This is a genomic window from Macrococcus equi (assembly GCF_047426745.1).
Lineage (GTDB): Bacteria > Bacillota > Bacilli > Staphylococcales > Staphylococcaceae > Macrococcoides > Macrococcoides equi.
In genome coordinates, this window is the sequence record NZ_CP179732.1 from 1,832,130 (window position 1) to 1,853,155 (window position 21,026).

General features: G+C 33.2%; 28 protein-coding genes and 1 riboswitch. Of the genes, 24 read left to right on the forward strand and 4 right to left on the reverse strand.

Features of this window, described 5'->3' with window-relative positions; all coding sequences use genetic code 11:
* Nucleotides 1–56: 56 nt before the first annotated feature.
* The 5 genes from ACMGE6_RS09620 to ACMGE6_RS09640 are packed head-to-tail and all read left to right on the forward strand — an operon-like array spanning nucleotide 57 to nucleotide 3,519.
* Nucleotides 57–623 carry a 5-formyltetrahydrofolate cyclo-ligase gene (locus ACMGE6_RS09620; protein WP_414053600.1) on the forward strand — a complete coding sequence of 189 codons (567 nt, stop codon included), beginning with the start codon at nucleotides 57–59 and terminating at the stop codon, nucleotides 621–623.
* The gene (locus tag ACMGE6_RS09625; protein ID WP_414053601.1) at nucleotides 620–2,044 is read left to right on the forward strand and encodes a rhomboid family intramembrane serine protease; all 1,425 of its coding nucleotides are present in this window, start codon (nucleotides 620–622) and stop codon (nucleotides 2,042–2,044) included. The genes ACMGE6_RS09620 and ACMGE6_RS09625 overlap by 4 nt, the downstream gene beginning before the upstream one ends.
* Before the next feature lie 4 nt (nucleotides 2,045–2,048).
* Complete coding sequence (locus ACMGE6_RS09630; RefSeq protein ID WP_414046284.1) at nucleotides 2,049–2,240, forward strand: YqgQ family protein; 192 nt, start codon at nucleotides 2,049–2,051, stop codon at nucleotides 2,238–2,240.
* Nucleotides 2,237–3,208 (forward strand): ROK family glucokinase, encoded by a 972-nt coding sequence (locus ACMGE6_RS09635; protein ID WP_414053602.1) that lies wholly within the window; start codon nucleotides 2,237–2,239, stop codon nucleotides 3,206–3,208. The genes ACMGE6_RS09630 and ACMGE6_RS09635 overlap by 4 nt, the downstream gene beginning before the upstream one ends.
* The gene (locus ACMGE6_RS09640; protein WP_414053603.1) at nucleotides 3,208–3,519 is read left to right on the forward strand and encodes an MTH1187 family thiamine-binding protein; all 312 of its coding nucleotides are present in this window, start codon (nucleotides 3,208–3,210) and stop codon (nucleotides 3,517–3,519) included. The genes ACMGE6_RS09635 and ACMGE6_RS09640 overlap by 1 nt, the downstream gene beginning before the upstream one ends.
* Nucleotides 3,520–3,552: 33 nt before the next feature.
* Here the strand turns inward: ACMGE6_RS09640 and ACMGE6_RS09645 are convergent, their stop codons facing one another.
* Nucleotides 3,553–3,792 carry a DUF2759 domain-containing protein gene (locus ACMGE6_RS09645; RefSeq protein WP_414046287.1) on the reverse strand — a complete coding sequence of 80 codons (240 nt, stop codon included), beginning with the start codon at nucleotides 3,790–3,792 and terminating at the stop codon, nucleotides 3,553–3,555.
* A gap of 92 nt (nucleotides 3,793–3,884) precedes the next feature.
* Here ACMGE6_RS09645 and ACMGE6_RS09650 point away from each other — a divergent pair, with 92 nt between their 5' ends.
* On the forward strand, nucleotides 3,885–4,514 hold the full coding sequence (locus tag ACMGE6_RS09650; RefSeq protein ID WP_414053604.1) for an MBL fold metallo-hydrolase: 630 nt from the start codon (nucleotides 3,885–3,887) through the stop codon (nucleotides 4,512–4,514).
* A gap of 36 nt (nucleotides 4,515–4,550) precedes the next feature.
* Here the strand turns inward: ACMGE6_RS09650 and ACMGE6_RS09655 are convergent, their stop codons facing one another.
* Nucleotides 4,551–4,799, reverse strand: coding sequence for a DUF2626 domain-containing protein (locus ACMGE6_RS09655; protein WP_233680344.1), 249 nt, complete (start codon nucleotides 4,797–4,799; stop codon nucleotides 4,551–4,553).
* Nucleotides 4,800–5,011: 212 nt separating this feature from the next.
* Here ACMGE6_RS09655 and comGA point away from each other — a divergent pair, with 212 nt between their 5' ends.
* The 10 genes from comGA (at nucleotide 5,012) to gcvPB (ending at nucleotide 13,134) form a co-directional block, all read left to right on the forward strand.
* Nucleotides 5,012–5,980, forward strand: a complete 969-nt coding sequence (comGA, locus tag ACMGE6_RS09660) for a competence type IV pilus ATPase ComGA (RefSeq protein WP_414053605.1) — start codon at nucleotides 5,012–5,014, stop codon at nucleotides 5,978–5,980.
* Nucleotides 5,967–7,004, forward strand: a complete 1,038-nt coding sequence (gene comGB, locus ACMGE6_RS09665) for a competence type IV pilus assembly protein ComGB (RefSeq protein WP_414053606.1) — start codon at nucleotides 5,967–5,969, stop codon at nucleotides 7,002–7,004. The genes comGA and comGB overlap by 14 nt, the downstream gene beginning before the upstream one ends.
* Nucleotides 7,005–7,015: 11 nt before the next feature.
* Nucleotides 7,016–7,366 carry a competence type IV pilus major pilin ComGC gene (comGC, locus tag ACMGE6_RS09670; protein WP_414053607.1) on the forward strand — a complete coding sequence of 117 codons (351 nt, stop codon included), beginning with the start codon at nucleotides 7,016–7,018 and terminating at the stop codon, nucleotides 7,364–7,366.
* Nucleotides 7,314–7,784, forward strand: coding sequence for a hypothetical protein (locus tag ACMGE6_RS09675; protein ID WP_414053608.1), 471 nt, complete (start codon nucleotides 7,314–7,316; stop codon nucleotides 7,782–7,784). Before comGC ends, ACMGE6_RS09675 begins: the two co-directional genes overlap by 53 nt.
* Nucleotides 7,785–7,794: 10 nt before the next feature.
* On the forward strand, nucleotides 7,795–8,016 hold the full coding sequence (locus ACMGE6_RS09680) for a hypothetical protein (protein ID WP_414053609.1): 222 nt from the start codon (nucleotides 7,795–7,797) through the stop codon (nucleotides 8,014–8,016).
* Nucleotides 7,979–8,410 (forward strand): competence type IV pilus minor pilin ComGF, encoded by a 432-nt coding sequence (comGF, locus tag ACMGE6_RS09685; protein ID WP_414053610.1) that lies wholly within the window; start codon nucleotides 7,979–7,981, stop codon nucleotides 8,408–8,410. Before ACMGE6_RS09680 ends, comGF begins: the two co-directional genes overlap by 38 nt.
* A gap of 180 nt (nucleotides 8,411–8,590) precedes the next feature.
* Nucleotides 8,591–9,097 carry a shikimate kinase gene (locus ACMGE6_RS09690; RefSeq protein WP_414053611.1) on the forward strand — a complete coding sequence of 169 codons (507 nt, stop codon included), beginning with the start codon at nucleotides 8,591–8,593 and terminating at the stop codon, nucleotides 9,095–9,097.
* Nucleotides 9,084–9,165: riboswitch (glycine riboswitch) on the forward strand. Its footprint overlaps the gene before it by 14 nt.
* 65 nt (nucleotides 9,166–9,230) lie before the next feature.
* Nucleotides 9,231–10,316 (forward strand): glycine cleavage system aminomethyltransferase GcvT, encoded by a 1,086-nt coding sequence (gene gcvT, locus ACMGE6_RS09695; RefSeq protein WP_414054851.1) that lies wholly within the window; start codon nucleotides 9,231–9,233, stop codon nucleotides 10,314–10,316.
* Nucleotides 10,317–10,328: 12 nt separating this feature from the next.
* Nucleotides 10,329–11,672, forward strand: coding sequence for an aminomethyl-transferring glycine dehydrogenase subunit GcvPA (gcvPA, locus tag ACMGE6_RS09700; RefSeq protein WP_414053612.1), 1,344 nt, complete (start codon nucleotides 10,329–10,331; stop codon nucleotides 11,670–11,672).
* Entirely contained in the window at nucleotides 11,665–13,134 is a 1,470-nt protein-coding gene (gene gcvPB / locus ACMGE6_RS09705) for an aminomethyl-transferring glycine dehydrogenase subunit GcvPB (RefSeq protein WP_414046297.1), read from the forward strand. The genes gcvPA and gcvPB overlap by 8 nt, the downstream gene beginning before the upstream one ends.
* Before the next feature lie 44 nt (nucleotides 13,135–13,178).
* On the opposite strand, the gene ACMGE6_RS09710 is transcribed toward gcvPB, so the two are convergent.
* Nucleotides 13,179–13,562, reverse strand: coding sequence for a rhodanese-like domain-containing protein (locus ACMGE6_RS09710; protein ID WP_414053613.1), 384 nt, complete (start codon nucleotides 13,560–13,562; stop codon nucleotides 13,179–13,181).
* A 107-nt stretch (nucleotides 13,563–13,669) separates the two neighbouring features.
* Between ACMGE6_RS09710 and ACMGE6_RS09715 the strand changes: the two genes are divergently transcribed.
* Complete coding sequence (locus ACMGE6_RS09715; RefSeq protein ID WP_414053614.1) at nucleotides 13,670–14,512, forward strand: lipoate--protein ligase family protein; 843 nt, start codon at nucleotides 13,670–13,672, stop codon at nucleotides 14,510–14,512.
* 54 nt (nucleotides 14,513–14,566) lie between these two features.
* On the opposite strand, the gene ACMGE6_RS09720 is transcribed toward ACMGE6_RS09715, so the two are convergent.
* Entirely contained in the window at nucleotides 14,567–15,157 is a 591-nt protein-coding gene (locus ACMGE6_RS09720; protein WP_414053615.1) for a DUF6376 family protein, read from the reverse strand.
* 91 nt (nucleotides 15,158–15,248) lie between these two features.
* On the opposite strand from ACMGE6_RS09720, the gene ACMGE6_RS09725 reads away from it, so the two are divergent.
* The 7 genes from ACMGE6_RS09725 (at nucleotide 15,249) to xseA (ending at nucleotide 21,025) form a co-directional block, all read left to right on the forward strand.
* Complete coding sequence (locus ACMGE6_RS09725; RefSeq protein WP_414053616.1) at nucleotides 15,249–16,304, forward strand: M24 family metallopeptidase; 1,056 nt, start codon at nucleotides 15,249–15,251, stop codon at nucleotides 16,302–16,304.
* 25 nt (nucleotides 16,305–16,329) lie between these two features.
* Entirely contained in the window at nucleotides 16,330–16,887 is a 558-nt protein-coding gene (gene efp, locus ACMGE6_RS09730; RefSeq protein ID WP_096076375.1) for an elongation factor P, read from the forward strand.
* Nucleotides 16,888–17,002: 115 nt separating this feature from the next.
* Nucleotides 17,003–17,458 carry an acetyl-CoA carboxylase biotin carboxyl carrier protein gene (gene accB, locus ACMGE6_RS09735; protein ID WP_414046302.1) on the forward strand — a complete coding sequence of 152 codons (456 nt, stop codon included), beginning with the start codon at nucleotides 17,003–17,005 and terminating at the stop codon, nucleotides 17,456–17,458.
* 2 nt (nucleotides 17,459–17,460) lie between these two features.
* Nucleotides 17,461–18,807: an acetyl-CoA carboxylase biotin carboxylase subunit gene (gene accC, locus ACMGE6_RS09740; RefSeq protein WP_414053617.1), complete on the forward strand. Its 1,347-nt coding sequence runs from the start codon at nucleotides 17,461–17,463 to the stop codon at nucleotides 18,805–18,807.
* An 88-nt stretch (nucleotides 18,808–18,895) separates the two neighbouring features.
* A complete protein-coding gene (locus ACMGE6_RS09745) occupies nucleotides 18,896–19,243 on the forward strand; it encodes an Asp23/Gls24 family envelope stress response protein (protein WP_414046304.1) in 348 nt (115 codons plus the stop codon).
* 44 nt (nucleotides 19,244–19,287) lie between these two features.
* Entirely contained in the window at nucleotides 19,288–19,680 is a 393-nt protein-coding gene (gene nusB, locus ACMGE6_RS09750; protein WP_414046305.1) for a transcription antitermination factor NusB, read from the forward strand.
* 7 nt (nucleotides 19,681–19,687) lie between these two features.
* Entirely contained in the window at nucleotides 19,688–21,025 is a 1,338-nt protein-coding gene (xseA, locus tag ACMGE6_RS09755) for an exodeoxyribonuclease VII large subunit (RefSeq protein ID WP_414053618.1), read from the forward strand.
* Nucleotide 21,026 lies beyond the last annotated feature (1 nt).

A 21,026-nucleotide genomic window follows, 5' to 3' on the forward strand; every position in this document is an offset into this window, starting at 1 on the left:
TTTTATGTTTGTTTCTTTCTTTTTGCTTTATTGTATAATATGTATGAGGTGATAATATGACGCTAAAAGATGCAAAGAAAAAGAAAAGATTATCGATGCTTGAAAAACTAAAAAATAATCAGCAAAAATATGAAAAAGAAAACAAAATTATTGAGCACTTACTGCATCATCCTATATTTTTAAATGCTAATTCGATTGGCATTACATTAAGTATGGCGCATGAATTAGATACCCGCTTTATTATCCGATATGCACAAATATTAGGGAAGATGGTGTATGTCCCGCTTTGTGATTATCAATCAAAACAGATGTCATTTGTGCGATATACATGTCCAGAGGATTTAACTAAGGATTCGTACGGCATAGATATAATGGATCATCAAATTGATTTAGGTACTCATCCGGAAGTATTAATCGTCCCAGGTGTTGTCTTTAATACACAAGGATATCGAATTGGATATGGCGGAGGATACTATGATAAGTTTTTAAGTAATTATGATGGCCAGACAATGAGTTTGATATTTGAATTACAGTTAGATGAAGTTATTACTGAAGAGCATGATATAGCTGTAGATTGGATAATAACGGAAGATAGAATCATTGAAGCAGAGGTTAAAGCATGATCACTGAAAAATTTGTTTGGAAATGTATATATGAATATATAAAATATACAGATTATGACTTTATTACTGTTTCTGATGAAATGGATGATGTTTGGTTATATAGTCGAAAAAATCAGAACTTGAAACGTGTCATACTAGGTAAACAGACTGCACAATCAACTTTATTTATGATTCAAAAAATTATGGATCACCATCAGCAAATAGAAAGTTTGGTTGGACAATCTGTTAAATCCTATGACATCATCCTTATTAATCAAACACAACAATTAAATGATATGCCACTAAATATTAAAGTAATATCATGTCCAGATAGTGCAAGTGTCAGAGAAGTATTTAAATCTCCATTTCGTTCTATATCAAGTAAAACTAAACCACAATCTGCATCTTGGTATCAACGTAGAGTAATAAAGCAGAGTCCTGTAGATGTGGCGATGATTAAATTCACTCCGCTCACGTATTTACTGATTACATTAAATATTATTTGCTTTATCGTAATGAGTATATGGCATGTGATTCATAAGGTAGATTTATTGATTCAAAAAGGTGGACTAACACACTTTAATTTTGTACACGGAGATTATTATCGCGTCATAACTTCTATGTTCTTGCATTTTGATATTCAACATTTATTATTTAATATGATGTCATTATTTATTATAGGTAAGATTGTTGAATACTTGTTCAAGAGATGGCAGTATCTTCTGATTTTCTTTGGTGGTGGCATAATTGGAAACTTATTTTCACTAGCTTTTGACACTACATCAATATCAGTAGGAGCTAGCGGAGCCATTTGTGCATTATTAGGTGCAGTTTTGGTCTATATATCTTTTAGTGGTAAATTTAATAAAAAGTTTATTTTACAGGTTATTATAGGAAGTTTAATCTATCTTGCTATCAGTTCATTATTTGCAAATGTTAATGATCTAGCGCATTTTGGTGGATTATTTGGAGGATTTTGTATCGCATTATTGCTTTATATGATGCCATTACAAAGAAGTTATATGAAGTGGATTATTGCAGGTTTGGTCTTGATTCTTCTATTGCTAATTTTTAATATATTCTCTCAGCAGGAACATCATATATACAATGAATATGCAGCACACGCAATAGCTAAAGGTAACGATCAGGATGCCAAAGAGATTTTGAAAAATACGCTTAATAATGGTTATGAGAATGATGAGACATATGTATTAATGGGTTTATTAAAAACAAAGCAGGAAAGTTTGTCTAATGGTATTGCTGAGTGGAAAAAAGGTTTAAAAAGATATCCTGATAGTGATAAGTTAAATTATCAGATGTCGTTAGCAATGCGCGCCTTAGATGATTATGACTCAGCTGAAAAATATATAAAAAAAGCGATAGAAATTAATGATCTACCAAAGTATATTAAGCTCGAACAAGAGTATAAGGATTATAGGTGATGAAATGCAATCGTTTTATGATGTGCAACAGTTATTAAAACAATTTGGTATTATAATATATTTTAAAGATGAACATGATACGATTGAGATGATGAATCAGGAGTTGAAATCACTTCATGAGGCAGGAATCATATCAAACGAACAGTTCATTCAGTCGAGATTGATATTAAATCAAAGGAAGATGGGGAAAATATGATTATTTTATCAGCAGATATTGGAGGCACAACGTGTAAATTAGGTGTTTTGAATAAAGCGTTAGATATTGTACATAAATGGGAAATTCCTACCAATACTGAAAACAATGGAGAACGTATTCTTAAAAATGTTTATGATTCATTTGTCTTGAATGCAAAAATAAAAGGTTATGACATGGATGATGCAATGGGGATAGGTCTAGGTATACCTGGGCCTATTGACTTTAGCTCAGGTGAAGTTAACGGTGCAATAAATTTAAACTGGAAAGGCAAAATTAATATTAAAGAACAATTTAAGGAATTTACACATCTACCTGTGATAGTTGATAATGATGCCAATGTAGCGACACTTGGTGAGAAGTTTAAAGGAGCAGGACAAAATGAACCCGATGTTATATGTGTGACTCTAGGGACGGGCGTTGGTGGAGGCATTATTTGTAACAATGAGCTGGTACACGGTCATAATGGCTCAGGTGGAGAATTAGGTCATTTTAAAGTGGATTTTAAAGAACGTTTTCAATGTAATTGTGGTCACAAAGGATGCCTGGAAACAGTTGCAAGTGCTACAGGTGTTGTGAATTTAGCATATCATTATTATAAAGAGTTACAATTTCAAACAGCCATTGAAGAACCGATACTGAGAAAAACGCTTCAGGCAAAGATGGTATTTGATGCAGCTAAATCTGGAGATGAATTTGCAACTTATGTTATAAAAAAAGTAGCGGCTAATTTAGCCTATGCATTAAGTGTATTTAGTGTAGTCACTAATCCGAAGTATATTATTATCGGAGGAGGAGTTTCAAAAGCGGGTGACTTTTTAATTCAACATATAGAAAATGTATATCAAAATATCACCTTTGGACCAGCACTGCAAAATACTAAAATAGTAACTGCCACATTAGGAAATGATGCTGGTATCATAGGGGCTGCAGGATTAATAAAACAATATATTATAAAGGAGCAAATATAATGGCAATAATCGATGTAGTGGTAATACCGTTAGATGGACAATCAATCAGTGTGAGTAAATATATCGCTGAAATTCAAAAGATTTTAGAAAAACTAAAAATTGAAGGAAAGATAGATTATCAATTAACACCAATGAGCACTTTGATTGAGGGAGAGTTACATGAATGTCTAATGGCTTTAGAAGCGATACATGAATCACCCTTTCATCAAGGTGTAGAGCGTGTCTGCACGAATATAAGAATTGATGATCGTCGAGATAAGTTGCGTAAGATGAATGAGAAAATTGATGCTGTGAAAAAACATTTAAAATAAAAATAACCAGGACGATTGTCCTGGTTATTATACTTAGTGATGTAAAATCGGGTAACCATATGTAAAGATAGTCATTAAAGAAAAGAAACCAAAAGATAGTGTTGCTAATAATCCAAAGATAATACCTAATACATTTTTATCTTTCAATGCATTAAGTAATGCTTTGATTGAAAGGAAAAATACTGCTAACATTAAAATAGCAAAGATGTTTACACCAATATGAATTTTTGTACCAAAAATTTCAAATAATTCGCCTGTGTTAATAAACGGCATAATATAACCCCCATGAAATTACTTTTATTATCATTAATATTGTATAATTAATAAATAACTTTGTCGAGTAAATTTTTAAGGAGGAACTGAATGTGGATAAAATAAAGTTACCACTAGGACAAATTCAAACCAATTGCTATTTGATTCATAATAATTCTGATGTACTTATTGTTGATCCAGGAGATGAAGCTGAAAAAATTATCGAGGCGATTGGCCAATTGCAGAAACAAGTTATTGCTGTAATTTTGACACACACACATTTTGATCATATTGGAGCAGTTGATGCTATCTGTGAGCATTTTAATGTGCCAGTATATGTTTCAAACATTGAAAAGCACTGGTTAACTGATACAGAAAAAAATGGTTCTGAAAAGTTTATGCAATATGGTCTATCACCTGTCATCGCAAAAACAAAACCAATGATTATTGAGCCAGGAAGCAAAAAGATTGGAAGTTTTGCATTTAATGTACGAAATACCCCGGGACACTCACCAGGAAGTCTTTCATTTGTGTTTGAAGATTTTGCTATTGTAGGGGATACATTATTTTGTGAAGGGATTGGACGAACTGATTTATATGAGGGCAATACACAGCAGCTATTAAATAGTATTCAGCAAGAATTATTAACTTTAAATGACACTATGACAATTTGTCCAGGACACGGACCTTACACAACTGTTAAATATGAAAAAGAAAATAATCCATTTATTAATGGATATTAAATATCAAAGAAAAAAAACCTTCCGTACTGGAAGGTTTTATTCGTGATGGCCAAAACTTGGCTCTAATAAGAATGTTGAATAGTAAGTGAATCCTACGAAACAAACTACTAAGTACGCAGCAAAAATATACATATACATTCTTTCAGATAATTTTAAGTAACCCAATAAAACAAAAAATCCAGTTTGGGCAACGAATATGAATGACATCATTGACATACCGCCAACATAGAACATTACTGCAAATATTGCTGTCCAGAACCCTAAAGTTTTGAAAACTTTATCCATATGGTTATTCCCCCTATAATCAAACTCTTCATATCACTTATTATTATAAAGATATGCAATTCAGAAGTAAACCTCTAATTTCGTAAAAAATGTTATTGCAAATATATGGATAATTTTTGTGAACTATTAAATAAAATTATTTATTCTTAAGAATATTTAAAAGGATAAAATATTTTAAGCATTTGAAAAGATATTACTGTAGGGAGGGATTTATGGAAAAACTATTTACTTCAATATTAAAAGATGCAATATCACAACAAGCCTCAGATGTTCACTTTATACCCAGTCAAAAGCATGTATTAATCAAATTACGAATCCATGGTGATATGCATGATTATGACAAAATAGCTATCAATCAATTTGAAAAATTATTGTCTTATCTAAAGTTTATCACCCACCTTGATGTTTCTGAAAAAAATAAAGCACAAAGCGGAACCCTGAATTTTGATTTAAATGCTATTCATTATAATGTGCGTGCTTCTACATTACCTCATTCGGTAGGTCATGAAGCATGTGTTTTAAGGATAATTCCTACCAATTTTAATGAAAAAGCAGATATTGAAGATGATTTATTACATTTAATGCATAAAGGTAGTGGTCTCATTTTAATAAGTGGACCAACGGGTAGTGGTAAGAGTACATTAATGTATCATCTGCTTCAATATGCAGTTGCAAATTTAAGTAAACAAGTGATATCGATAGAGGATCCTGTTGAACAAAGGATTGAAGGTATGATACAAATTAACGTCAACGCAAAAGGGAATATCACCTATCAGAATTCGCTCAAAGCAATATTAAGATGTGATCCGGATATTATTATGATTGGCGAAATAAGGGACGCAGATACGGCTAAAAATGTAATCAATGCGAGTTTAAGTGGCCATCTAGTATTATCGACACTACATGCAAATTCCTGTTTAGGGGCAATACATCGATTGATGGAAATGGGCATCTCAAAAGTTGAACTTGAACAGAGTGTTGAAAGAATAATAAATCAAAGATTAGTAAACACTCATTCTGGTAGAAGACGTGTTTACGAACAACTAAATAAGAGCGAATGTCGCAATTATTTATCTAATCAATCATTAGATTCATATCTCTCTATTAATAATCAATTAAATAAGATGCTTGATAATAATGAGATAACTTTAATGGAGCATGAACGTTATGTTACTGAGTAGGAATAAACTTAAATCTTATGAAGATGATTTTTTAATGCGTTTAGCTGAAATGACGCAGAACGGTTTTACTCAATATGAAGCAATAAATTTTTTGTTTTCTCAATATGAAGGTGTTAAAAAGTCAGTTAAACAAGACATCATTACTGATCTGGAGCAAGGAAAATCTCTATCTGAATGTCTTAAAAAGCTACAATTTTCCAATCATGTTGTCATGCAGGTTTATTTTAGTGAATCTTTTGGCAATGTGAATGAAACTTTGAAACATTGCTATGATTACAATATTTCGAAACGTCAATTAAAGCAACAGTTTATAAAAACGATACAGTATCCACTTATCTTAATTATGATATTTATTGCCTTAATTATCACTGTAAATCAAACAGTACTACCTCAATTTAAAAGTATGTATAGTTCAATGGGCGTTGAACTGAGCCCGGAACTTATAATACTCACAAATATTTTATATTTGATACCACAATTAATCATCTATACATTGATATTAATCTTTCTTCTTATTATTTATTACTTCCTTGTATTTAAAAAATCAAAAATTGAACGACAGATCAATACAATCAAAAAAATACCTATCATCAATAATCTGTACAGACTCTATACAACCTATCGCGTAAGTTCAGAGTTCTCCTATTTTTTAAGTAATGGTGTCATGATGAAAAATATCATCACAATACTTGCTCAACAGGATAGTGATCCGACATTAAGATATATTGCAGGTAAAATAAATGACTGTCTAATAAAAGGAGATACGCTTCCTGAGGCGATTAGAAGAATGTCTTTATTTGAACCTTCAATGATTCATTTCATGCAACATGGAGAAAAAAATTCAAAGCTTGATAGAGAACTTAATTACTATAGCCAATATATATTCAAAAAGTTTGAACAAAAAATATTCAAGTTGATTAAAAGCATACAGCCACTCATCTTTATTATTTTAGGTTTGTTAATCGTCGCTATGTATCTTGTGATTATATTACCGATGCTTCAAATGATGGAAGGCATCCAGTAGGAGGACTAAAAATGTTAAATACTTATTTGAATCGTTTCATGCAGATGTTTTCTAAGCAATTTAAAAAGAAGGACGGATTTACACTCATTGAAATGTTGCTGGTTTTATTGGTGATTTCTGTATTGATTATCGTGATTATCCCAAATATTGCTAAACAATCTGATAATGTACAAAATACAGGCTGTAAGGCACAGGTTAAGATGGTCCAAGGTCAAATAGAAGCCTTTAAGCTGCAAAATGGTAAAACACCGGCAAGCATTAATGAATTAGTTCCGGAGTTCTTAAAGGATACACAAGTGAAGTGTAAAAATGGTGACCCAATTCAAATTGAAGATGGCGAAGCAGTTGTTCAAAAAGCTTGATGGATTTAGTTATCTGGAATCAATACTCGTCTTATCGGTTGTCGTTATCATTCTTATTATTATTCCGAAATCGCAATTTGAAGAAATACACTACAATGAAGAGGAAATTAATGATGAAATCATTTCATTATTAAATTATTATCAGACAAAATCTTATGAAACTGGAGAAATTATTGTTGTATCGTTTCCGCCAGGAAGCGATACAATATTTATTCGATCAAAAGTACTAGGTATTAATGCGCAATACACAATCAGTCATGGCAGAATCTATGAAGGTAATAGTATCACCAACACTGAAATAATATTTAAGAAGAATGGTGTCAGGACAGGTGGTACAATAAAATATTCTATTAATGATTCACGCTATCAGATTGTGATTCAGCTTTACAGAGGAAGAATGAGAATTGAAAAAATATAAAGGGTTTATGTTGATTGATAGTTTGTTATCTTTTTCTGTTGTTGCAATCATTACGCTGTGTTTACTACCAATGTATTTAAATATGTCTAGAGTTTACGAGAAAAAGAAAGATTCACTGGAAAACTATCGTGTTGCATACGTTGAAATAGTAATTAATAAAAGAACAGCATCTATTGAAGGTGATTATATTTGTTATGAAAAAGTTGAGAAGTACTGTATCCGCTCAAAGTAAGGGTTTTACGATGGTTGAAATGCTTATCAGTTTATCGATTATTGTATTGATTATGAGTTTGCTGCCACTCATATACATACATATTTTTCAGCTAAGTGGAAAAAGCACAGATCATTTCGATGTTAATAATGCAATGTTTCAAAAGGATCTATATGATGAACTGGCAAAGGCAGATTATGTTAAAGTTATCAATCATCAGTTATTCATCTATCAGGATACGAACGTTATTCTTTATCAATATCACAATCAACGTATCATACGTAAGCTCAACAATAGTGGATATATTATTATGCTGGAAGGAGTATCAGATGGAAGATTTGAAGAAAAGAATAATGGCATTTATCTTACAATCAAACGAGAGAAACACAAAGATGTTGTTTACCAGGTCATCTAAAGGATTTATATTTCCCTCCATGTTAATACTTTTAATGCTTACAGTTTTCTTTCTCAGTTACTTTAGTACACGTTACATGTTAAAATTAAATACATTAGATAATCTCGAACAATATTATTATAATGAGATAATAACTGCTATTTCTAAAATGAAATAGCTATTTTTATTTAGGAGGATAAAATGGCAATAGTTATTGTAGGGTTTATGGGTGTCGGCAAATCTACTATCGGCAAGTTGATAGCTGAGGAATTAAAATTACCATTTGTTGACCTGGATGAAGTTATCATAAAAAATTTAGAATTAAATATTCCTGAAATATTTGATAAATACGGTGAAAACTTCTTTAGAAAGAAAGAAAACGAAGCTTTAACTTCATACATAAACATGAACGTTGTTATTGCCACAGGTGGTGGGATAGTTGAAAATCCGAACAATTTACGTTTATTAAGAGAGAATAAAATGAATTTATGGGTAGATACGAACATTGATACTGTGTATAATAGAATTGCAGGAGATTCTAATCGACCGAATGCAAATCACAAATCTAAAGAGGAATTAAAAAGATTGTACAACAGCAGAATTTCACGCTATAATGAAATCGCATACATTAAGGTAGATAACGATACAGACCTTAATTCCAGTGTGCAGAGAATACTTAATCATTTAAAAACGGAAGATGAAAATTAGAGAGAATGAGTAATCATCGCCGAAGGGGCAAGCTATAAACTCTCAGGCAAAAGGATAATTTTCTGACGTTACTTGAAAAAATGCAGCATAGCACTGTGCTATGCTGCTTTTTAAATATTACTTTAGGAGGATAATCATGACTGAATTAAAGAAAACACCATTGTATGACAAATACATTGAAGACGGTGCGAAAGTAATTGATTTTTCTGGATGGGCCTTACCTGTACAATTTTCTAGTATTAAAGAAGAGCACGTTGCGGTACGCGAAAATGTAGGTATGTTTGATGTAAGTCATATGGGCGAAATTCTTGTTGAGGGTGAAAATTCTGAGCAGTACCTTCAAAAAGTATTAACAAATGATATTACTAAAACAACTGACAGAAAAGCTCAATACACAATGATTTGTAATGAAAATGGTGGTGTCATTGATGATTTAGTAGCTTACAAACTTGATGATAATAAATATCTACTCGTTGTAAATGCGGGTAACACTGATATCGACTTTGAATGGTTACAACAACACACAATTGATGGTGTGACTGTTACTAACGTTTCAAAAGAATATGGACAAATTGCCGTTCAAGGTCCAAAGGCATTAGAAATTTTAAAAGATCAAGTAAAAGAAGATATCTCATCATTAAAAATGTTTGAATTCATTCAAAATGTTGAAATCTTCGGTAAGGATGTTATCTTTAGTCAATCGGGTTATACTGGCGAGCATGGTTTTGAAATCTATTGTGCTGCTGAAGATACAGTTGCTATCTGGGAAGGTTTATTAAATTTAGGTATCGTGCCATGTGGATTAGGTGCACGTGATACATTACGTTTAGAGGCGGCTTTACCATTACATGGTCAAGATTTATCTACTGATATCACACCTTATGAAGCAAAAATGGGCTTCAGTGTAAAATTAGATAAAGGTGAATTTATTGGACGTGAAGTATTAGCTAAACAAAAAGAAGAAGGTTTAACACGTAAATCAGCAGGATTAGAAATGTTAGAACGTGGGATTGCACGTACTGACTATGAAGTTCAAGATAAAGATGGCAAAAAAATTGGGTATGTTACAAGCGGTACTCAATCACCTTCTACAGGTCGTTCAATTGCATTAGCATTGATTGATATTAAAGAAACTGAAATTGATAACGAGGTATTCGTACAAGTCCGTAAAAAATTAGTTCCAGCAAAAGTTGTTAAAACACCATTCCATAAAAATTAAGGGGTTGAAAAAATGAGTCATCGTTATATTCCATTAACTGAAACTGATAAAAAAGAAATGATGGATACGATTGGTATCCAATCTGTTGAAGAACTATTCCAGGATATTCCTGAGAAAGTACGTTTTAAAGGTGATTTAAATATTAAACCACGCAAAGCTGAAACACCTTTATTAAAAGAATTATCAGCTTTAGCCAATAAAAATATTACAAGTGATACACATGCATCATTTTTAGGTGCCGGTGTATATGATCATTATATTCCTACTGTAGTTGACCATGTTATTTCACGTAGTGAATTTTACACTGCTTATACACCATATCAACCAGAAATTTCTCAAGGTGAATTGCAAGCAATTTTTGAATTTCAAACGATGATTGCTGAACTTACAGGTATGGATTGTGCTAACTCATCAATGTATGATGGTGGTACTTCATTTGCTGAAGCGGCAATGTTAGCATGTGGTCACACTAAAAAGAAAAAAATTATCGTTTCTAAAGCAGTTAACGATCAATCTCGTGCAGTATTACAAACTTATGCAACAGGTCAACATTTAGAAGTTGTTGAAATTGATGTTAAAGACACTGTGACTGACTTAGATGCATTAAAAGCAGCTATTGATGAAGACACTGCTTGTGTAATGGTTCAGTATCCTAACTTCTTTGGTAGTATCGAAGATTTAGAAACAATTAAATCTTACACTGAAGGGACAAAAGCATTATTTGTCGTTTCAAGTAACCCGATGAGTTTAGCATTATTAACACCTCCTGGAGAATTTGGTGCAGATATCGTTGTTGGTGATGCTCAAGTATTCGGTATCCCGGCACAATTAGGTGGACCACATTGTGGATACTTTGCTGCAACAAATAAATTAATGCGTAAAATGCCTGGTCGTTTAGTTGGTCAAACTCAAGATAGCGAAGGAAATCGTGGATTCGTATTAACATTACAAGCCCGTGAACAACATATTCGTCGTGACAAAGCGACATCTAACATTTGTTCAAACCAAGCATTAAATGCATTAGCAGCATCTGTAGCGATGAGTGCATTAGGTAAAAATGGTACGTATGAAATGGCGAATCAAAACTTACAGAAAGCAAACTATATGAAAGAAAAAATGATTGCTGAAGGATTTACAGTATTGCCAGGTACTACTTTCAATGAGTTTGTAGTTAAATTCAATAAACCTGTAGCTGAAATTAATGAAAAATTACTAGAAGATGGTTTTATCGGTGGATATGACTTAAGTCAAGTAGATAGTAAATATGACAACCATATGTTAATTGCTGTTACTGAGTTACGTACGAAAGAAGAGATCGATACATTTATCGCGAAAGTAGGTGTTTTCAATGCTTAAGGGAAGCTCTCCGTTAATTTTTGAACGTTCAAAAGAAAATCGTTATAGTTATTCATTACCTGATTTAGAGGTTGAAAATAAAAAAGTAGAAGACATTTTAGATAGTAAATTTATTCGTAAAGAACGTGCAATGTTACCAGAAATTGCTGAGTTAGATTTAATGCGTCATTATACTGAACTTTCTAATAAAAACCATGGTGTTGATACTGGATTCTATCCATTAGGTTCATGTACGATGAAGTACAATCCTAAAATTAACGAGAAAGTAGCACGTATGGCTGGTTTCGCAAATGCACATCCATTACAAGATGAAAAAACTTTACAAGGTTCATTAGAGGTTATTTACGACCTTCAGGAACATTTAAAAGAAATTACTGGAATGGATGAAGTTACTTTACAACCTGCAGCAGGCGCGCATGGTGAATGGACTGCATTAATGATGATTCGTGCTTATCACGAAGCAAATGGTGACCATAACCGTACAAAAGTTATCGTACCTGACTCAGCGCATGGTACAAATCCAGCGTCAGCTACTGTTGCAGGATTTGAAACAGTAACTGTTAAATCAAATGAATTTGGTTTAGTTGATATTGAAGATTTAAAACGTGTTGTAGGACCAGATACTGCTGCAATCATGTTAACGAACCCAAATACATTAGGTTTGTTTGAAGAAGATATTTTAGAAATTCGTGAAATCGTGCATGCTGCGGGCGGAAAATTATACTATGATGGTGCAAACTTAAATGCCATTATGAGTAAAGTACGTCCTGGAGATATGGGATTTGATGCAGTACATTTAAACTTGCATAAAACATTTACAGGACCACACGGTGGTGGTGGACCAGGTTCTGGACCAGTTGGCGTTAAAGCTGATTTAGTACCTTTCTTACCAAAACCACATATTATTAAAACAGAAGATGGATTTAAATTTGACTATGACAGACCAGAATCAATCGGTCGAGTTAAACCATTCTACGGAAACTTCGGTATTTACTTACGTGCTTACACATATATCCGTACAATGGGTTATGATGGTTTAAAAGAAGCTTCTGAAGTTGCTGTATTAAATGCGAACTACATGATGAGACGTCTACAAGAGTACTTTGTATTACCGTATGACCGTCATTGTAAACATGAGTTTGTAATTAGTGGTACAAAACAGAAGAAATTAGGCGTTAGAACGTTAGATATGGCAAAACGTCTGTTAGATTTCAACTTCCATCCACCAACAATCTACTTCCCATTAAATGTTGAGGAATGTATGATGATTGAACCGACTGAAACTGAATCTAAAGAGACGTTAGATTCATTCTGCGATACAATGATTCAAATTGCTAAAGAAGCAGAAGAAAATCCAGATATTATTTTAGAGGCTCCACATCACACTGTCATTGGCCGACTTGATGAAACGATGGCTGCACGTAAGCCTGTGTTAAAATATAATGGTTCGATTGAAAAGTAATTAAAATTTAAAGGGGTGAGACGAAATCGTCTCACCCCTTTAAATTATTTTTTTGTTTTAAGATCATATTTCCAGTCTTTATATCCATTTTTTAGCATGAATAAATTATTGTAACCATGTTTTTTTAGCATACGAGCTGCACGGTAACTTGATATACCATTAGCATCTACGAAATAAATCGGTTGATCCTTACGTAGCCCCAACATGCGTGTTCTAAAAACGGTCATTGGAATATTTCTTGCCCCGTTAATATGTCCATAATCATAATCTGCTTTTTCTCGTAAATCAATTACCTGAGCTTTTCGTAATCCACTCTTAAAGTCATCTTGACTTAATTCTGTAACAGCTTTACGATTGATAGAGAAATTAATAAAAATATAGACTATCAAAGCAAGAAGTACAATCCCTAAAATATACCAGATTGTCATATTTGTTGTCCTCCTTTTGCTATCATAGATTTATTATAGTAATAAAATCAATGGATTTCAAAGTTATTTTACTTATGTTTAGATATTATTAAATTGGAGCGTTTATGATGAATAATTTAAAAAAAGAAGAATGGTTGTTTATTAACACTCATAAAAATGATCCATATTTTAATATGGCCTTAGATGAAGCATTGTTAAATTTTGTTTCTGAAAATAAATTACCTCCTGTTATTCGCTTTTATGGATGGAACCCGGCAACCCTTTCAATAGGATATTTTCAAAAACTACAAAAAGAAATTGATATAGAAAAAGTTAAAGAGCGTGGATATGGTCTTGTAAGGAGAGCTACGGGTGGACGAGGCGTATTACATGACAAAGAACTTACCTATAGTGTTATTGTACCTGAGAGTCATCCTGAGATGCCTAAAACTGTGACAGAAGCATATCGCGTTATTTCACAAGGATTATTAGAAGGTTTTATAGAGCTGGGATTTGATGCATATTTTGCTATACCTAAATCTGATGAGCAGCGTGCAAAGTTAAAAGATCCAAGAAGTTCAGTTTGTTTTGACGCACCCAGCTGGTATGAGCTGGTGGTAGAAGGACGCAAAATTGCGGGCAGTGCCCAAACTCGCCAAAAGGGTGTGATATTACAGCATGGATCGATATTACAGTCGATTGATGTCGATGAACTATTTGACTTGTTCATCTATAGTCATCCAAGACTTAAAGAGAAGATGAAGCAGGCATTTTATTCGAAAGCAGTTAGTATTCAAGATCTTACTGATAAGGAAATAACAATTGAAATGATGGAAGATGCATTTTTTAAAGGATTTGAAAAAGGATTAAACAAAAAGTTAGTCCCTTTCGAACTGACAGATGACTTAATTGCGGAAACTAATCAGCTGAGTGAAAAATATAAGAGTGATGAATGGACATATCGCAGGTGATAAGAGTAACCAAAAAACCAGGCAATCAAATTAATCTGATTGCCTGGTTTTATACTATTTAATTTCCAATCCACTGATAAGGTCGATTGCTTTTTGTAATGTTTGTTTGCCTTCATTTATCCCAGTCTGATCTTTATCATCATAACTTTTAACGATAGTATCAATACCGTTTTTCATATTTTTATTTGCTGACTCAATTTGACTATGAATATCTTCAAATGCAGCAGGGGGATTAGCATCTTTAAAAGGAGATTCATATGCTTTAATAGCATCATCTATATCTGTTTTTATATCATTAAGAGACTGGGCAACATCAACGTTCTTATTACTAGAAGTCAATTTTTTATCTATACTTGAATAAGCGACCAGTGCTTCACTAATATTGTTAGTATAATCCTTAAATGTCTGTGTATAAGCTTCGCTGGTCACCATTCTGCCGTTTTTAGCTTGTTTTAAATTGCTATCAAGTGAATTAATCGTATTTTTCTTAGAAACGTTTTTTGTTTTCTCACTATCCAATTTATCTTGTATGTTTTTTACCTCTTTTTGTAGTTTGGCTTTCTCATTGTTAAGTTGTTCTTTTTCATTTGGTCCACAGGCAGTTAGTAATAAACCTGTCGACATTAGTATTAATATTTTTTTCATTTTGTAGCGCCTCAATTCAAATAGTATGTATAACTATGGTAACATATTAATAATAGTATAAAAAAGAATATAAAGAGAGAGGTAACAAAATATGAAATTTGAAAAATTAAATCAGCTGCTTAAAGATAAAAATTTAGATGCAATCATTATTCTCTCACCATATAATCGAAGATATTTATCTGGTTTTACGGGCACAAGTGGCGCATTAGTTATAGCAAACAAACATAAAATATTAGTGACAGACTTTAGATATACTGAACAGGCAGCAAGCCAGGCAAAAGATTTTCAAATTGTGAAACAGTCTAAGTCGCTACTTGATGAAATTCAAAAAGTTATATTGTCTCACGGCTTTAAAACAATAGGCTTTGAAGGAGATTTAATTTCTTATCAGGATCACCAGTCATTATTAAATGAAGAGTATGAACTGATAAACGTAGCTGGAGAAATTGAACGTATTCGAATGATTAAAGATCCATACGAAATAGATATCATTCAGCGTGCTGCAGATATTGCAGATGAAACTTTTGACTATATTCTCAAAATCACTCGACCAGGTATGACGGAAATGCAGTTAAATAATATGATGGAAATGAAAATGCGCGAACTTGGAGCTACGAGTTCATCTTTTGATACGATTGTTGCGAGTGGTATTCGCGGAGCATTACCCCACGGTGTTGCAAGCGAAAAAGTAATTCAGTCTGGAGAAATGATTACTTTTGATTATGGTGCGCTATATAATGGTTATATTTCTGATATAACACGTACTATTGCCGTTGGACAACCAAAAGAAGAAATGATAGAAATCTACAATATCGTTTTGGAATCTCAGTTGAAAGCCTTAAATGACATTAAGATAGGTATGAGTGGGGTTGAAGCGGATAAAATCGCACGAGATGTCATTGCTTCCCATGGCTACGGTGAGCAATTTGGTCACTCTTTAGGTCACGGTATTGGATTAGAAGTTCACGAAGGGCCGATGCTCTCAGCTAAATCTCCACACATTCTTGAAGAAAATATGTGTGTCACACTTGAGCCGGGAATATATGTTGAAGGCTTGGGTGGCGTGCGCATAGAAGATGATGTATTAGTTACGAAAAATGGTCTAAAGCGCTTTACACAATCAACAAAAGACCTTATTATTTTATAAGAGAGCTAAACTAGGAGGAAATATAATGATTTCAGTAAATGATTTTAAAACAGGACTAACAATTGAAGTAGATAATGGCATTTGGAGAGTTATTGAATTCCAACATGTTAAACCAGGTAAAGGTGCAGCGTTCGTGCGTTCTAAGTTACGTAACTTACGTACTGGTGCTATTCAGGAAAAAACTTTCCGTGCGGGTGAAAAAGTTGGAAAAGCACAAATTGACAACAAGCGCATGCAATACTTATATGCTTCAGGTGATCAACATGTATTCATGGATAATGAGTCATATGAACAATTAGAATTACCTGAAAGCACAATTGAATATGAATTAAAATTTTTGAAAGAAAATATGGAAGTTCACATTCAAATGTATGAAGGAGAAACTTTAGGCGTTGAATTACCTAATACCGTAACATTAGAAGTAACTGAAACTGAACCTGGTATTAAAGGGGATACAGCTCAAGGAGCTACTAAACAAGCGACTGTAGAAACAGGTTATACATTAAACGTGCCATTATTCGTTAACCAAGGAGATAAATTAATCATCAATACAACTGATGGTTCATATGTTTCTCGTGGATAAATTTTAAGACATGCAATTTTGCATGTCTTTTATTTTTTGCTTGTATTGGTCTGACCACTAAGATAAAATAAATTAGTAACTAGTCATAAAATCTTGTATAAAAAAGGGGTTTATCATGAAATTTGAAGATATCAAAAAACTTGTAGATTTAATAGATGCTTCTAAAAATTTAACAGAACTTAACTTAGAGCAGGATGATTATAAGATAGTCATAAAAAAAGAGAAAGAGATTGTACATGCGTCACCTCAGACGGTTTATGAAGTGGCTCCAACATCACCTGCACAAACTGTAACACCGGCTAATCAGCAGATACCTGAGTTGCCTGTTCAGGAAGAAGGTAAAACAATCAATGCACCTATGGTAGGCACATTCTATAAATCTCCATCACCGGAAAGTGCACCATATGTTGTGGTTGGTGATCAGGTTAATGCGGATAGCACAGTATGTATTTTAGAGGCGATGAAACTATTTAATGAGATTCAGGCAGAAATTTCAGGTGAAATTATTGAAATTTTAGTTGAAGATGGACAAATGGTTGAGTACGGACAACCTTTATTTAAGGTGAAGTAATGATGAAAAAAGTATTGGTTGCGAATCGTGGTGAAATAGCAGTACGTGTCATTCGTGCTTTAAAAGAGTTAAATATTCAATCGGTAGCGATTTATTCGGAGGCAGACCGTGATGCCTTACATACTCAAATAGCAGATGAAGCTTACTGCATTGGACCAAAACAATCGAAAGATTCATATCTGAATATACCTAATATATTAATGATAGCGAGTTCAACAGGCTGTGACGGCATTCATCCCGGTTACGGATTTCTAGCTGAGAATGCAAATTTTGCTGAAATGTGTGAAGCGTGTCAGATAAAATTTATTGGTCCAAGCCATTATTCAATTTCAAAAATGGGTATCAAAGATGTTGCTAAACAAGAAATGATAAAAGCGAATGTCCCTGTAGTCCCGGGCAGCAATGGTCTGCTTAAGGATGTTGATGATGCTATAAATATTGCCAATGAGATGGGTTATCCTGTTATCATAAAAGCTACAGCAGGTGGTGGTGGTAAAGGGATACGTGTCGCACGTAATGATATGGAATTAAGAAATGGATATATGATGACGGAACAAGAAGCGTCTACTGCTTTTGGTAATCCTGGACTGTATTTAGAAAAGTTTATAGAGGAATTTCGTCATGTTGAAATTCAGGTACTCGCTGATAAGTATGGAAAAGTGATTCATCTTGGTGAACGAGACTGCACCATTCAACGACGCATGCAAAAACTTGTTGAAGAAGCACCGTCACCTGTATTAGATGAGACAACACGTGAATCGATGGGACAAGCTGCTGTTCGTGCAGCAGAGGCAGTAAATTATGAAGGTGCCGGTACAGTCGAATTCATCTATGATTTAGCAACAAAACAGTATTATTTTATGGAAATGAATACTCGTATTCAAGTTGAGCACCCAGTCACTGAAATGGTGACAGGTATAGATTTAGTGAAATGGCAAATTAAAATAGCATCAGGAGAAGCGCTATCGATTAGACAAGAAGATGTAGCGTTAAATGGACACGCGATTGAACTGCGAATCAATGCAGAAAATCCATACAAAAACTTTATGCCGTCGCCTGGGCTCATCACACAATATGTCGTGCCAGGTGGATATGGCGTTAGAATAGATTCCGCATGTTACCCGAATTATAAAATACCAACATTCTATGATTCAATGGTTGCAAAACTGATTATTCATCAGCCAACGCGTGAACAAGCGATTGAATGTGCAAAACGTGCTTTAGATGAGTTTGTTGTAGCTGGTGTTGATACAACAATACCATTTCATCTTGCACTTATGGATAATGATATCTTTAAATCAAACGATTATAGCACAAAGTTCCTTGAACAAAATGAGATTCTTACATAAAAAAACGCATAAGCGTTTTTTTATTTTGCATTTAATATTATACTTAAAACATGTTATAGTATTAATATGAGATGGGAGGCATATATCAATGATTGAAACAAATAAAAAAGGCAATTTAGGTACAGTTGAAATTGCACCAAGCGTTATTGAAGTGATTGCTTCAATCGCTGTATCTGAAGTCAAAGGTGTATCACTTGTTCAAAAGAACAAATCTCTCGATAAATTAGGTGTTAAAAACCAAAAAGGTGTTAATGTCGATGTTAAAGATGAAGAAATATATATCGATGCATATTGTGCCTTTGATTATGGTACAAAAATTTCAAAAACAGCTACTTTAGTACAACAATCGATTAAAAATGCATTAGGGAATATGACAGCGATTAGTCCAAAACAAATCAATATTCATATCGTTAGTGTAAAATTTAAAGAAAATTAATTTAGAGGATGCTTGCATCCTCTAAATTTTTGAAGGAGAAATATATGTCAAGAACAGAATCAAGACAACATGCTATTCAAATATTATTCCAGCTGGAAACAAAAGAGCACGATATTACTATCGAGGAAGCAACTGAATTTATCGTTGAGGCTCCATTAAAAGATGAATTTTGTGACATACTTGTACGTGGTGTCAAATCAAACCAGGATGAAATTGATGAAAAAATAAAACCACATTTAAAACAATGGACAATCGATCGTATCAATAAAATCGACCGTATAATTTTAAGGCTAGGTACATATGAATTATTATATTCAGATGCTCCAGATAAAGTGGTTGTCAATGAAGCGGTAAATTTAGCTAAAACATATAGTGATGATGATAGTTATAAGTTCATCAATGGTGTATTAAGCGAAATCATAAAAAACAAAGCGTAGTGATAATATGGAGAAATATTTAACGGTTAGTGCGTTAAGTAAATATATTAAAGTTAAATTTGATCGTGATCCTTATCTTCAGGAAGTATTTATTAAGGGTGAACTTTCAAATTATAAAAGACATTCCAGTGGGCATCATTATTTTGCATTAAAAGATAATGGTGCAGTTATTCAAGCGATGATGTTTAGTCGCGATGCGTCACGTCTTACATTCACCCCTAAAGAAGGGGACAGTGTATTGATATCCGGACGAGTGTCAACGTATGAGTCCCGCGGCAACTACCAATTGTATGTTAATCACATGCAACTCGATGGCATTGGACTGCTATATGAGAAGTTTGAACAACTAAAAAAAGATTTTAAGGATAAGGGATATTTTGCTGATGAACATAAAAAGTCGTTACCAAAATATCCCAAACATATTGCCGTGCTTACAGCAAGCACCGGTGCTGCAGTGCAGGATATTCGTACGACGCTTATGAATAGATATCCACTAGCAGAAGTTACTTATATTTCGACACTCGTGCAAGGTAAAGGTGCTAAAGAAGATATTGTAAAAAATATTAATTATGCAGATAAGATTGGTGCAGATGTTATTATTTTAGGTCGTGGTGGTGGATCAATAGAAGATTTATGGGCATTTAACGAATCAATAGTTGTTGAAGCGATTTATAGTGCTGAAACGCCAATTATCTCAGCTGTAGGCCATGAAACAGATACAACATTAGCAGATTATGTTGCTGACTTCAGAGCTCCTACACCAACAGGCGCTGCAGTACTTGCAACGCCTGATGTTAAAGAATTGTCGTCACAAATTCTTAAATCTCAGGAATTTATGGATCATAAAATCAATTCGTTACTTAAGAAACACAATCAACAACTGAATCAATTGATCGGTTATTATATATTTAACAATCCCTATATGCTTGTTGAACAAAATGTTCAGAGAGTCGATGAGTTGCATCAAAAAATGAAGTATTTAATTTCAGGTCATATGCAGGAACAACGTCATATTGTTCAGTCATTAAGTCAACAATTATCATCAAAGTTATTGATTGATAAAGTAAAACAGCATGAGACAACAATAATAAATATAGAAAACCAAATGGATCGCATGATTAAATATACAATTTCTATGAAAGTTTCTAACTTCAAAGGACAACTCGCATTATTAAGTAGCTTGAGTCCTACTGAAACACTATTACGTGGGTATAGTATTACTAGACACGATGATAAAATTATACGTTCAATCGATGACATCTCTATAGGAGATACAGTTGAAATTGAGATGAAAGATGGTAAGTTAGAAAGTAAAGTAACGCAGAAGAATTCAACAGAGGTGTAAT